Origin of the sequence: Rhizobium sp. NZLR1 (genome assembly GCF_017357385.1) — a bacterium.
In the GTDB taxonomy this organism is placed as follows: domain Bacteria; phylum Pseudomonadota; class Alphaproteobacteria; order Rhizobiales; family Rhizobiaceae; genus Rhizobium.
In genome coordinates this window covers 303,358-316,412 of sequence record NZ_CP071634.1, presented here as the reverse complement: position 1 = coordinate 316,412, position 13,055 = coordinate 303,358, and the positions used below count along the sequence as shown (strand labels likewise).

Here is a 13,055-nt window from a genome sequence, read left to right as displayed (position 1 = left end):
TGCAGCGAACGATCACAAACGCTGCAAAAGCAGACCTGCCGCCAAGGCATGAAAGGCGTCGACCGCTTTCGGCAGCACGTTTTGCGGATTTTCGCTGGCGGCAATCCAGAGAGCAGCATTGAGAGCCGCGCCGCTCAGCAACCGGGCCGTTGCCTCTGCGTCAAGCGGCTTGAGGACGCCCTGTGCGATCAGGCGCTCGACGGTGCTCTTGGTCACCTGCAGACAGGTGTTCTGGCTTGGCCACTGCGAGGGATCGCCTAACACCGCAGGTCCGTCGAGCAGAACGATGCGTTGGACTTCCGGATTGAGCGCCATCTGGATATAGGCCGCACCCTCGGCGAGCAGGCCCCGCCAATCGTTACCCGCCAGAGCCCCGATCTCTTTGGCGCGCGCCGCCATTTCCATGTCGATCTGATCGACAACCGCTGCCAGCAGCCCGCGCTTGTCTCCAAAATTGTGGTAAAGCGCGCCCCGTGTCAGACCGGCGTCAGCGGTCAGCTCGTCCATCGATGCGGCGGAGTACCCCTTTTCCGCAAAAGCCTTTCGCGCTGCCGCGATCAACTTGGCGCGGTTTTCCTGCATCGTTTCGCCGCGTGTTTTCGCCATTGACCCTCTCAAATTCATATACGTAGCGTATATTAACTTGACATACGCCGCGTATGTCGATAGCACGCATACGTTCCGTATATCAAATAATGAGCGAGCTTGTGAAGCGCTATGCCGCGCTGATCGGTCGCTGCCAACAAGAAAGAGAGATCATAATGACCCAACGCGAAGCAATCTTTCCTGCCGACCGACACGCTCTTTACGAGCAGCACGGCTATTCCGCCGCGATCCGATCCGGTGATCTGCTGTTCGTGTCCGGACAGGTCGGCAGCCGTTCGGATGGAACAGCCGAACCCGATTTCGAACGCCAGGTCCGGCTGGCCTTTGAAAACCTGAAGGCCACGCTCAGCGCAGCCGGCTGCACGGTCGATGATATCGTCGATGTCACCACCTTCCACACGGATCCTGAAAACCAGTTCGCAACCATCATGGCCGTCAAACAACAGATTTTCAGCAAGCCGCCCTATCCGAATTGGACCGCACTCGGCGTCAACTGGCTCGCCGGCTTCGACTTCGAGATAAAGGTCATCGCCCGTATTCCAGCAAGCAACTGATATCGCCAGGTTCCGGCGGCACGGGACGCCCTCAAGGTGAAAGCGCGCAACTTTCATTGCGCCGCTGGTCGAGAACTTGCCGACATCGGGAGTCGCTCCTATCTCATGTCCAATAGACTGATGGAGCGACGAGATGGTGGAACTTGTGGCTGACACTCAATTCGATACGACGATCGAGATCATTCCTCCGGAAGACACAAAAGACCAGTCCGATGGCCGTATTTGCCTTTGCTGTAAACGCCGGTGTCGATGGATGGACGACGACGGCTGCGGCATCTGCGAGGAATGTCTGGCCTCGTGATGAAAGCAGGAAGGGCACAACGCGATGGCAATCCGCAGCGCCGGACTTCTGATTTATCGGCGCGTGTCCAATGACCTCGAAGTTCTCCTCGTCCATCCCGGCGGTCCCTTCTGGGCTGGGAAAGACGAGTCTGCCTGGTCGATCCCGAAGGGATTGGTCGAGCCGGAAGAGGATGAACTGGCGGCGGCAATGAGGGAGACTGCCGAAGAACTGGGTGTTGCAGTCGACGGCATAGTCACACCGCTGGGCGAATACCGGCAGCCTGGCGGCAAGATCGTCGTCGCGTGGGCGATCGAAGCCAATCCGGCATTGGACGTGAACGCCATACGGAGCTCTGAATTTCAAATAGAATGGCCCCCGAAATCGGGCCAGCTAAAGAGCTTTCCGGAGGTTGACCGCGCGGGTTGGTTTTCCCTAGGCGACGCGGGAACAAAGCTTTTGAAAGGCCAGCGCCCGATGCTTGCCGACCTCCTGAAGCATCAGGAATGATCGGTGGGAAATGATGAATTGAGCCACCCCGCTCGCCGCACGCATGCGTGAAGCGCGCAGCAGCTATGAGTTGTTTCTACAGACGTCCATCTCCATCTGACAGTCAAAGCCCTCTGACTCAAATCGAGAAAATCGGCGCTCCGACCCGGCTTGGGCACGCGCGAGGAGACAATCATGAACGAGATTTCGAAAACCCTGAACGACATGACGCTTGTCGAACGGTCGAGCCTGCTCGACACCGTCGCCGACGCCCTTGAGGCAACCGCTGAGGAGGCAGGAGGGGAGGGCGACGCCCGCTTCGTCGCCAACTCCATCTGCATCGCCAATACGATCCGGGGACTATCGGGGAAGCTTGCGCCCCGCGATCTGCGGGCGGCCGAATTGCTCCTGGAGCAGGGTATCATGCTCGTCCACCAATTTTCCAACAGGACGAAACCAGGCGGAATGGTCCACTAGCCGTAGCGCTTGGCTACGACGCGCGCCGGCCGGTCGACCATCCGACTCCGTTTGAGCCAACAGAATGCTTTAATCTAACCAGGAAAGGCTCTAGGTGTTTAGTCCCGGCCCTTCATGGTGCATGGGCCAGAGCGATGGCATCGGCGACTTCCTCGCAGCGATCGCTGAGCGTGCTGGTCGCGACACGAATATGGCTGCTTGGCAGGACGGAGAACTTGCTGCCCGGATTGACGGCGATATTGCGTGCGGCGAGCGTCACCATTGCGAATGGTTCGGACACAACGGGCACCCAGAGGCACAGGCCCTGGCCTGCGGGTATCGGTATTCCCCGCTCGCGGAGCGCATCGGCAAGAGCGTCGCGCCTCTGCTGATAGCGGTCGCGCGCCTCGGCGATGAGCCGCCAGCTTGCCGGATCGCGCAATAGCCAGGCGGCGGCCCCTTGCAGGATGCGGCTGGTCCAGCCGGCGCTGAAGGAGCGGTAGGACTGGATCTGGTCGACGATAGGCGCAGAACTCGACAAGACGGCGAGACGCAGATCCGGTCCGAGGCTTTTCGAGTGTGACAGGATATGGATCGTCCGTTCCGCAAATCGACCACCCAGGGAATGCGGAGGTGCTGCCGACACGTCGCCGACGCCGTCGTCCTCGATAATCAGCGTATCGCTGTCCTCCAGCACGGCTCCGAGCTGGTCGAGGCGGGATGCACTGACGGTAACCCCTGTCACGGAATGCAGCCGCGGCTGAAACAGGAAGGCTGCCGGGCGCTGTCGCAATGCATCGCGAAGCAAATCCGGCAAGGGACCGTCGTTGTCGCAGGCGACGGGAATGATCCTGACGCCGAGATCTTCCAGGATATCGAGCAGCCGCATCGCGGTCGGATGTTCGATCGCCACCGACGAACCCGGAGAGACCAGCGCATGCAACACCGTATAGACGGCATTGTAGCCGCCATTGGTGGCAAGAAACGCCTCCGCCTCATAGGGCCATCGCTCCGAAATGGCATCCTTCAGCTCCGGCACGATACGGCTGCGCTCATAGCTGTTGAGGTCGGCGGCTGACGCGCCATGGGCCATTGCTTTGGCCAGACCGGGAAGAAGCGCTGCATCCGGCCCGGCAGAGGTAAGGTCGAGTACACCCGCCGCATAATTTCCCGAACTCGCAAGACGCTCCGGCTTGGCGACAAAGCGGTCGCCGCTGACCCAGGTACCGTTGCGCCCCCGGCCGCTGATGATCTTCTGGCGCCGCAATTCACTCCAGGCTTCCGAGATCGTTGCCGGGCTGATGCGCAATTCATAGGCGATATCGCGGATCGCCGGCAGACGCGTGCCGACGGGCAAGGCGCCGGCACGGATCAGTGCACTCGTTTCGAGAGCGATCCCGCGGATGCTGCGGTCGGTTATTTTTTCGGCAAACCAGGAGGCTTCGACCGCGTCACCCATTTTGTTCTCACTTTAAATGTTCAATAACGTAATAACATTTGTACTCATCAATTTGAACATTTAATTTGCCCTTCGTCGAGCAATTTCGTGAGTTCTTCGCATGCCTGTAACGCTTCGCATCGCCCTCAGAGACTGGGATTACATGACACCGCTGGTGCTCGGTGATGTCAGGTCTTCCCGTCTCGAAATCAAAGTGGATCGTGTGGGCACGCTGGTCTCCAGTCTCGCCGATGACGAGGCTCATGATGCCGCAGAAATGTCCTTCAGCCGCTATTCGCAGATGCGGCTTGATGGCGATGCTCGGGTCGTCGGCATTCCGAACTTCATCATGCGCGGCTTCCGCCATCGCTGCATCATCACTGCCAAGGGCAGTCCGATCCGCAAGCTGTCCGATCTGGGCGGCAAGAATATCGGCGTGACCGGTTGGCGCGATTCCGGAAACACCTGGACCCGCGCTGCGTTGCGCCGCGAAGGCGTCGGTGTCGAGGACGCCACATGGTATGCCGGGCGCCTGACGGAGGCTCATCCGATCGTCGACCGGCTCGATGGCTTTGGACGGTCCGGCCGTATCGAAGCTGCTCCCGGCGAACGCCCTATGGTCGATCTGTTGTTGGATGGTCGGCTGGACGCCGTTTTCACGCCTTTCATGCCGAAGGGCTTTTTCGATCAGGGTTCGCCGCTGCGTCAGGTGCTGGATGATTTCCGCTCCGCTGAAGTCGCTTACTTCCACGCGGTCGGCTATATTCCGGGCATGCACCTGATCGGCTTCAAGGCGGAAATCGTCATGGAGCATCCCTGGATCATGGATGAACTCAGCGAGCTGATCGACGAATCCCAGCGTATCTGGCTGGAGAAGCGCGAGAAATACGCCGACACCACGCCGTGGATGATCGACGAATTGCGCCGCTGCGCAGCCGACCTGCCGCCGACCTGGAACGTCAGCGGGCTTGCCGAGAACGAGGCAATGATCGCCGGCTTCGCCGAGGAACTTTACGAACAGAAGATCATGCCGCGCCTTTTGACACCCGCCGACCTGTTTCCGTGGCACGCCAAAGCCCGGTGAAACTCCTCGCAGGCCTCATCGTTGAGCCACCATTTTCGCAAGACCAAAAAGGGGAATGACATGCATTCGAAACTGATCGCTTCCGCCGCCCTGTTGGGCCTGATGATGACGACGTCGGTATTCGCCCAGGAAGCCGCCGTTCCGAAACAGACCGTCAACGACGCGCTTCGCGCCCGCTTGCCGGAGAAGATCCGCACAGACGGCAAGATGATCTCCGTCAATAATGGTTCATTTCCCCCTTATGAGATCGTCACCGGCACGGAACTGACCGGCGCCAGCGCCGATCTTACCGATGCGATCGGCCAGATGCTCGGCGTCAAGATCGAGCACGAAACCGTTAGCGGATTGACCGCGTTGCTCGCCGGCATCAACTCCGGCCGATACCAGTTCGCCTTTGGCCCGATCGGTGACTTCAAGACCCGCGAAGAGGCCAATGATTTCGTCGACTGGGTTCAGGAATACGTGGTCTTTTCCGTCCAGAAGGGCAATCCGAAGGCCATCGGTTCACTCGACAGCGCCTGCGGCAATCGCATTGCTGTCATGGCCGGCGGCTCCGCCGAAAAGGTGATCCAGGCTCAGGTCGAAAAGTGCAAGACGGACGGCAAGCCCGCGCTTGAAGTGCAGTCCTACACCGACCAGCCGAGCTCGATCCTGGCGGTCCGCTCCAAACGCGCCGATGCCTTCTTCTCCTCGCAGGCGCCGCTGACCTATTTCGTGTCTCAGGCAAACGGCCAGCTGGAACTGAGCGGCGTCGGCCAGAAGAATGGGTTCGACGATCTCTATCAGGGCGCCGTCGTGCCGAAAGGCTCGCCGCTCGGCCCCGTTCTGCTCGACGCGATCAAGTCGTTGATGGATAACGGCGCCTATGCCGCCATCATGAAAAAGTGGGGTCTTGAGAACAACATGATCAAGCAGCCCGGCCTCAATCTTGGTGGAGCCCTGCCGAAATGAGCAATGACCGCACGACTGCCACACCGCCTTCGGGCGGTGCGGATTTTCGGGATGTCGCCAACGCCCATAAGCCCTTTCGAACCGGCCGGCTCGTCCTGTGGGTGGTCGTGCTCCTCGTTGCCGCGAACTTCCTGTGGATCGTCGCCCACAACGAGAATTTCGGCTGGCCTGTTGTCGCGGCCTATTTCTTCGATCCGACAGTCATCAAAGGCCTTTACGTCAGCCTGGGCCTCACCGTGGTCGCGATGGCCATCGGCATCGTTCTCGGCCTCGGCCTGGCGATCGCCCGGCTGTCGAATGACCGGCTCGCAAGGTCGCTGGCATCGCTGTTCATCTGGTTCTTTCGCGGCACGCCGCTCTTGGTACAGCTGATCCTCTGGTACAATCTCTCGACCCTTTTTCCCGAACTTTCGATCGCCATTCCGTTCGGCCCGACGCTGGCGAGCTGGGAGACCAATTCGGTGATCACGCCAATGACGGCGGCGATCGGCGGCTTGGCTCTGAACGAAGCGGCCTACATGGCCGAGATCATTCGCGGCGGCCTTCTCTCCGTCGATCGCGGCCAGTTCGAGACGGCGGAAGCCTTCGGCATGACCAAGGGCAGGGCGCTGTGGCGGATCATCATTCCGCAGGCGATGCGCTCGATCGTGCCGCCGACGGGCAACCAGCTGATCAGCATGATCAAAGCGACGTCGCTCGTCAGCGTCATCGCCATGGCCGATCTGCTCTATTCCGTCCAGTCGATCTACAACCGTACGTTCGAGATCGTGCCGATGCTGCTTGTCGCGGTCCTCTGGTACCTCTTCATCACCTCGATCCTCAATCTCGGCCAGAGTTATATCGAGGCCTATTACGGCCGCAGCGAACGGCGCAGCAATACCGCAGCCGCCAAATCCGAGACCCGTGTCGAGGAGGCAAGCCATTGACCGCCGCCGCAACCACAAAGCCTCTCGTCAGGGCCCGCAACGTCCACAAGTCCTTCGACCAGCTCGACGTGCTGAAGGGGATCGACCTCGACGTCATGCCGGGTGAAGTCGTCGTGGTGCTCGGCCCGTCCGGATCGGGAAAATCGACCTTCCTGCGCTGCATCAACCATCTCGAAGCGATCAATCAGGGGTTCATCGAAGTCGATGGCGAACAGATCGGCTATCGCATCCGCAAGGACCGGCTGGAAAAGCTGTCCAGCAACGGGATCGCCCGCCAGCGGCGCAAGATCGGCATGGTGTTCCAGCAGTTCAATCTCTATCCGCATATGACGGTGCTGCAGAACATCACCGAGGCCCCAGTCGGCGTGCACGGAGAAAGTCGCAAGGCTGCGACGGAGAATGCCCTGCGGCTTTTGGAGCGGGTCGGTCTGTCGGAAAAGGCGGCCAGCTATCCTCGCCAGCTCTCCGGCGGTCAGCAGCAGCGCGTCGCCATCGCCCGCGCCCTGGCGATCAAGCCGAAGCTGATGCTGTTCGATGAGCCCACCTCTGCGCTCGACCCGGAGCTGGTCGGCGAAGTGCTTGCCACCATGCGCGATCTCGCCAAACAGGGCCTAACGATGATCGTCGTGACCCACGAGATCGGTTTTGCCCGTGAGGCGGCCGATCGGGTCGTGTTCATGGACGACGGCAATGTCGTTGAGATGGGCAAGCCTGAGGATGTCATCGGAAATCCGCAACATCCTCGCACCCAGGCCTTTCTCGCCCGATTTCTCTGACTGGCACCACTCAGCTGCTTCGACCCGCAGGCCGGAGCAATGGTTCTTTTCGATCACGACTGGATGTGTTCATGCCCACGCTCGATAATGCCTATGCCCGCGTTTCCGATTTCGAAGCTATGGAGGCGGAGCTGAAGGCGACCCGCCAGTATCTGCATGCTCGTCCGGAACTCTCTTTCGAAGAAGCGGAAACGGCACGTTATGTCGCCGAAAAGCTGGAAGGCTGGGGTTATGACGTGACCCGCAATGTCGGGGGCCATGGCGTTGTCGCGCGGCTCAGCGCAGGCAAGGGTGACAAGAGTATCGCCATCCGCGCCGATATGGATGCTCTGCCGATCGTCGAGGCAACGGGGCTTTCCTATGCCAGCAACACTCCCGGTAAGATGCATGCCTGCGGCCATGACGGCCACACGACCGTCTTGCTCGGCGCAGCCGAATATCTCGCCCGCACCCGCCGCTTCAGCGGCACGGTGACACTGATCTTCCAACCGGCGGAAGAGGCGGGCAAGAATAGCGGCGCCCAGGCGATGATCGCCGACGGCCTGTTCGAGCGGTTTCCGTTCGACGCAATCTTTGGTCTGCACAACCACCCCGGCGCTCCCGAAGGCACCCTGCTGCTGCGATCAGGCCCGATGATGGCGGCCTCGGATACCGTCAATATCACCATCAAGGGCAAAGGCGGCCATGCCTCGCGCCCGCACCTGACCATCGATCCCGTGGTCGTGGCATGCAACCTCGTCGTCTCGCTGCAGACGATCATCTCGCGCAACCTCGATCCGACCCAGACGGCGGTCGTTACCGTCGGCACGATCCATGCCGGCGATGCGGTCAACGTCATTCCGGAATATGCCAAGCTCGCATTGAGCGTGCGCTCTTTCGAGCCGCGCATCCGCGATCTTCTGCAGCAGCGCATCACCAAGCTAGCCCGCTCAGTGGCCGAAGGTCACGATGCTTCCATCGAGATCGACTACGATCGCGGTAATCCTGTCGTCGTCAATTCGCCTGTTGAGACGGATTTTGCCCGGATCGTAGCCGTTGAACTGATCGGCGAAGACAGGGTCGCGACTTGCCCGCTCATTCCCGGCAGCGAGGATTTTTCACACTTTCTCGAGCACAAGCCGGGCAGCTTCCTGCGTCTCGGCAATGGCATGAATTCCGCCATGCTGCATAGCACCAAATACGACTTCGCCGATGCCAGCCTGACGGTTGGCGCGGCAATGTGGGCAAGGCTCGCGGAGCGCTACCTTCAGGACGACGTCTGAGGCTGCTGCCGCTTCGGATTTGGAGCTTCCCAAGGGGACCACAGGCGATCGTGATCCTCAACTGCCGAAGCCGGTCATATCGAACACGGCCGCGTTGTCCTGAACCTCGCGCAGCCCTTTATACGAAGCGTGGCGGAGACTGCCGTCATCGGTCCAACCGCGAAACTCGATCTCGGCGATCAGTGTCGGCTGCACGAAGACGTAGCGCTTGCCCTTCAGGGGAACGACCGGCCGGGTCGTCTTCAATCGGTCGAGCGTCTTTTTCAGGTGCTCGGCATCGCTAGTGCTAAAACCGGTTCCGACCGACCCCACGGAAATCCAGTCAAAACCCTTCTTGCCGGCGAGCAGCAGGCTGCCGATGCCGCCGCGCGCGGATGCCGACTGTTCGTAACCGACGATCATGAAGCTCTCGCTCTCAACGCATTTGATCTTCAGCCAGTCGCCTGTTCGGCCACTGCGGTAGGGCCGGTCGCGATGCTTGGCGATGATGCCCTCCAGCCGATGATGGCAGGCATGCTCGAGGAGGTCTTCGGCCGGCTGGTCTATCTCTTCGGAAAAGCGGATCTGCCCATTGCCGCCTTCTGGTATCAGGTCTTCAAGAAGGTGCCGACGCACGGCGAGTTCGGTGCCGGTCAGGTCATGTCCGTCAAGATACAAAAGGTCGAAGGCGTAGAGCATCGACTCGGACGAGACCCGCTTGCCGCCTCGACCGCCGAGCGAACGTTGCAATGCGCCGAAATCCGATCGGCCGTGCTCGTCCATAACCACCGCTTCCCCGTCCAGTATGGCGGTGGCCACACCCAGTTCTTTGGCCGCCGCGGCGATGGTGGGAAAGCGGTCGGTCCAGTCATGGCCACCACGCGTAATGACACGAACGCTCTTCGGCTCGATATGGATCGCCAGCCGGTAGCCATCCCACTTCGCCTCGTAGAGCCAATCCGAACCCAGCGGCACGGTGGGTTTCAGCAGCGCAAGGCAGGGCTCGATCCTCGCCGGCATTGGATCGAAGGGCAGGCCTGGCTGGTCGGGATCGCGCTTGCGGATCGGACGAGACTGCAGCGTTGTGTTGGACTCGTTGAGAAATGGTAATGAGGGGCGGCGCGAACGCGTCATGATGGATGTTTGCCCTTCCCGGACCGGTTTTCCGCTTCGACCGACTTGCGAAGCGCATCCATGATGTTAATGACGTTGCTCGGCGCCGGCTCTTCCCTTTCGCTCGCCTTGGGCTTCGCCTTGCCCGGCTTTTTCATCTGCTTCCGCTTCGCATCGATGATATCGAGAAGCTTGTCCTGAACCGGATCGGAGACCATTTTCGGGCTCCAGTGCTGCGTCTGCTTTTTGATCAGCTGTTGAACCAGCGGCATCATCTCGCTGTCGGCTGCGTCATCGTCAACCGTCTCGAAATAGGTCTTGGCGTCGCGAACCTCGTCACCGTAACGCAGCGTCCAGAGCACGATACCCTTGCCGCGTGGCTCGAGCATGACGGCGCGTTCCCGCCTCGAGATCACCAGCCTGGAAATACCGACCATATTCTCGGCTGCCATGGCGTCGCGGATAACCGTGAACGCCTCCTCACCGACCGGGTCGTCCGGAGAGAGGTAATAGGGCGTATCGAGCCAGATCCATTCGACACCGTCGCGCGGTGCGAAGACCTCGATGTCGATGGTCTTGGTACTATCCAGCGCGACGTTTTCCAGTTCCTCGTCTTCGAGGATCACATACTCGTTCTCATCGCGCTGATAGCCCTTGACCTCGTCCTCCTCCTTGACCTCCTTGCCGGTGACGGAATCGACATAGTGGCTCACGACGCGGTTCCGGGTTTCCCGGTTCAAAGTGTGGAAGCGTACCTTTTCGTTTTCCGACGTGGCCGGCGTCATCTGGACGGGGCAGGTCACCAGCGACAGCTTCAGATAGCCTTTCCAGTGGGGGCGGGGCACTATCACTTCCTCCTCGATCAGCCGGCACGGCGCTGGTGGGCGCCGGTGCTGCGGCCCTTGGATCCGGACGCTCGAGTGGCTTTTTGCCTGCTCTTGCCGGCATTGGCGTTGGCCGCGGTGCGTTTGGTCTTGGCAGGCGCGGACATTCCCGCACTTTCACGCAGCGCCTGCAGAAGATCGCTCGGCTTGGACGCGGCGACCGCCTTTTTCTTCGGCAGAGTCCGGCCCTCTATCTTGGCCTTCACCAGCTCCGCCACCGCCTTTTCATACCGGTCTTCGAACTGCTTGGGATCGAACTGGCCTTTTTTCGTGTTGATGATGTGTTTGGCAAGCTCCAGCATCTCGCCCTCGATCTTCAGATCCGGCATCTCCTCGAAAGCCTTTTCCGACGAGCGGACCTCATAGTCGTAGTTCAAGGTGGAGCCAATGAGGCCGCTGCCATGCGGCCGAATGAGAACGGTGCGCAGGCGCCTGAACAGAACCGTGCGGGCAATTGCGGCGACCTTGGCTTTCGTCATGCCGTCGCGCAGCAGCTTGTAGGCATCGCTGCCCATCTTGTCAGGAGCAAGATAATAAGGCTTGTCGAAATAGACGTCGTCGACCTCGTCAATGGGAATGAACGCTTCGACCTTCAGCGTCTTGTCGCTGTTTGGAATTGCGGCCGCGACTTCATCGGGTTCGAGGACGACGTATCGCCCATCCTCAATCTCGAAGCCTTTGACCTGATCGTCGCGCTCGACGGCATCGCCGGTTTCGCTATCGACGAACTCGCGCCGGACACGATTGCCGGTCTTTCGATTCAAGGTATTGAAGGCGATCCGTTCGGAAGAGGATGCCGCCGTGTAGAGCGCAACGGGAAACGCGACTTCTCCGAACTTGATATAGCCCTTCCAATTCGCTCGCGGCGCAACCATCGACCCGACTCCCTCACGCAACCAACGCGAGTCAACGGCTGACCCCGCCATTTGTTCCGAGTCAAAACGAATCTAAATTCAAGCACTTAACACGCCTAAGTTTCTCGTTTTGCGAGTCGCGAGATGCTTTTGATTCCATGCGCCTTTTTGCCGTGGCGTGCGTTCTAAAGCATGTCGCGCAAAAGCGTGCAGCGGTTTTGCGGCAACGACATGCGCAAAAGCAAAGAGCTAACGCGCGAGGAGCGAATCTGAAAGATCGCGACGCACTTTAACGAGACGGCAACCACAGGGATGAACGACATGACCAAGCGCGAACTCATCGATACCGCCACCGACAAACGCTACGTCCGCCGCAATGGCCGCTCGCTGTCAGCCGACCGCCGCCAAACGGCGAAGACCAAAGCCAAGTCGGGGGAGGGTTCGAGGCGATGGGAACGTCAAGCACTGACGATCGCTCTTACGGCATCTGAGCACCGCTGAGTGCGACATAGACCGAATACACCGAACGCGTCGCCGCAATAAACAGCCGGTTGCGCCTCGGCCCGCCGAAGGTGAGGTTGGCGACGGTTTGCGGCACGCGGATCTTGCCGATCAGTTTTCCCATCGGATCGAAGCAATGCACGCCATCACCGGCACTCGACCAGAGGTTTCCGTTCACATCGGTGCGGATGCCGTCCGGAATGCCGCTGTCGATCAGGCAGAAGACGCGGCCGTTTTGAAGCCTGAGGCCGTCGACCACGTCGAAAGCCCTTATATGGCGCGGCAGGCTCTCATCATGGCTTGCGGCTGAATCCGCCACATAGAGAATCGTCTCGTCGGGGGAGAAGGCAAGGCCGTTCGGCTGGATGAAATCGGTGGCGACAGTCGCAAGCCCCCCGGTCGCCGGATCGAGCCGGTAGACGTTGCGGGTCGGCTGCTCCGGTACGGCGCGATAGCCTTCATAGTCCGACATGATGCCGTAGGTGGGGTCGGTGAACCAGATCGTGCCGTCGGATTTCACCACCACGTCGTTCGGCGAATTCAGCTTGGCGCCCTCGAAACGATCGGCGAGCACGGTGATCGAGCCATCGACCTCGGTGCGCGTGACGCGGCGGGCGCCATGTTCGCAGGAGATCAGCCGCCCCTGCCGGTCGCGTGTATGGCCGTTGGCGAAGTTGGAGGGTTGCCGGTAGACGGAGACACCACTCTCGGGCGTCCATCGCAGCATGCGCTGATTGGGAATGTCGCTCCACAGCAGCTGGTTCGCATCGTTGAACCAGACGGGACCCTCCGCCCAGCGGCAACCGGAATAAAGTTCGTCGAGAGCGGCGCTCGTCACGATCAGCTGCCGGAAGCGCGGGTCGTGGATTTCGTAGATGCTGGCCTCGGCCATGGCGGTCTTT

General features: G+C 60.3%; 15 protein-coding genes. 9 read left to right on the top strand and 6 right to left on the bottom strand.

The window, feature by feature from the left end; all coding sequences use genetic code 11:
• Positions 1-12: 12 nt before the first annotated feature.
• Positions 13-624 (bottom strand): TetR/AcrR family transcriptional regulator, encoded by a 612-nt coding sequence (locus J3O30_RS28130; RefSeq protein WP_207585274.1) that lies wholly within the window; start codon positions 622-624, stop codon positions 13-15.
• Positions 625-761: 137 nt separating this feature from the next.
• Between J3O30_RS28130 and J3O30_RS28125 the strand changes: the two genes are divergently transcribed.
• The 3 genes from J3O30_RS28125 (at position 762) to J3O30_RS28115 (ending at position 2,406) form a co-directional block, all read left to right on the top strand.
• On the top strand, positions 762-1,160 hold the full coding sequence (locus J3O30_RS28125) for a RidA family protein (protein ID WP_207585632.1): 399 nt from the start codon (positions 762-764) through the stop codon (positions 1,158-1,160).
• A gap of 325 nt (positions 1,161-1,485) precedes the next feature.
• Entirely contained in the window at positions 1,486-1,950 is a 465-nt protein-coding gene (locus J3O30_RS28120; protein ID WP_207585273.1) for an NUDIX domain-containing protein, read from the top strand.
• Between the two features lie 174 nt (positions 1,951-2,124).
• On the top strand, positions 2,125-2,406 hold the full coding sequence (locus tag J3O30_RS28115) for a hypothetical protein (protein ID WP_207585272.1): 282 nt from the start codon (positions 2,125-2,127) through the stop codon (positions 2,404-2,406).
• A gap of 112 nt (positions 2,407-2,518) precedes the next feature.
• Here J3O30_RS28115 and J3O30_RS28110 read toward each other — a convergent pair whose 3' ends face one another.
• Positions 2,519-3,844, bottom strand: coding sequence for a PLP-dependent aminotransferase family protein (locus J3O30_RS28110; RefSeq protein WP_207585271.1), 1,326 nt, complete (start codon positions 3,842-3,844; stop codon positions 2,519-2,521).
• Between the two features lie 100 nt (positions 3,845-3,944).
• On the opposite strand from J3O30_RS28110, the gene J3O30_RS28105 reads away from it, so the two are divergent.
• From J3O30_RS28105 to J3O30_RS28085, 5 genes are all read left to right on the top strand, one after another.
• Positions 3,945-4,907, top strand: coding sequence for a nitrate ABC transporter substrate-binding protein (locus tag J3O30_RS28105; RefSeq protein ID WP_207585270.1), 963 nt, complete (start codon positions 3,945-3,947; stop codon positions 4,905-4,907).
• Positions 4,908-4,967: 60 nt separating this feature from the next.
• A complete protein-coding gene (locus J3O30_RS28100; RefSeq protein WP_207585269.1) occupies positions 4,968-5,858 on the top strand; it encodes an ABC transporter substrate-binding protein in 891 nt (296 codons plus the stop codon).
• Positions 5,855-6,784 (top strand): amino acid ABC transporter permease, encoded by a 930-nt coding sequence (locus J3O30_RS28095; RefSeq protein ID WP_207585268.1) that lies wholly within the window; start codon positions 5,855-5,857, stop codon positions 6,782-6,784. Before J3O30_RS28100 ends, J3O30_RS28095 begins: the two co-directional genes overlap by 4 nt.
• The gene (locus J3O30_RS28090) at positions 6,781-7,560 is read left to right on the top strand and encodes an amino acid ABC transporter ATP-binding protein (protein WP_207585267.1); all 780 of its coding nucleotides are present in this window, start codon (positions 6,781-6,783) and stop codon (positions 7,558-7,560) included. Before J3O30_RS28095 ends, J3O30_RS28090 begins: the two co-directional genes overlap by 4 nt.
• Before the next feature lie 71 nt (positions 7,561-7,631).
• A complete protein-coding gene (locus tag J3O30_RS28085; protein WP_207585266.1) occupies positions 7,632-8,822 on the top strand; it encodes a M20 aminoacylase family protein in 1,191 nt (396 codons plus the stop codon).
• A 57-nt stretch (positions 8,823-8,879) separates the two neighbouring features.
• Here the strand turns inward: J3O30_RS28085 and ligD are convergent, their stop codons facing one another.
• The 3 genes from ligD to J3O30_RS28070 are packed head-to-tail and all read right to left on the bottom strand — an operon-like array spanning position 8,880 to position 11,673.
• Positions 8,880-9,935, bottom strand: coding sequence for a non-homologous end-joining DNA ligase (gene ligD / locus J3O30_RS28080; protein ID WP_207585265.1), 1,056 nt, complete (start codon positions 9,933-9,935; stop codon positions 8,880-8,882).
• Entirely contained in the window at positions 9,932-10,762 is an 831-nt protein-coding gene (locus J3O30_RS28075) for a Ku protein (protein WP_207585631.1), read from the bottom strand. Before J3O30_RS28075 ends, ligD begins: the two co-directional genes overlap by 4 nt.
• Before the next feature lie 14 nt (positions 10,763-10,776).
• Positions 10,777-11,673 carry a Ku protein gene (locus J3O30_RS28070; protein ID WP_207585264.1) on the bottom strand — a complete coding sequence of 299 codons (897 nt, stop codon included), beginning with the start codon at positions 11,671-11,673 and terminating at the stop codon, positions 10,777-10,779.
• A gap of 300 nt (positions 11,674-11,973) precedes the next feature.
• Here J3O30_RS28070 and J3O30_RS28065 point away from each other — a divergent pair, with 300 nt between their 5' ends.
• Positions 11,974-12,153, top strand: coding sequence for a hypothetical protein (locus tag J3O30_RS28065; protein WP_207585263.1), 180 nt, complete (start codon positions 11,974-11,976; stop codon positions 12,151-12,153).
• On the opposite strand, the gene J3O30_RS28060 is transcribed toward J3O30_RS28065, so the two are convergent.
• Positions 12,131-13,045: an SMP-30/gluconolactonase/LRE family protein gene (locus tag J3O30_RS28060; RefSeq protein WP_207585262.1), complete on the bottom strand. Its 915-nt coding sequence runs from the start codon at positions 13,043-13,045 to the stop codon at positions 12,131-12,133. The genes J3O30_RS28065 and J3O30_RS28060 overlap by 23 nt on opposite strands.
• Between the last annotated feature and the right edge of the window lie 10 nt (positions 13,046-13,055).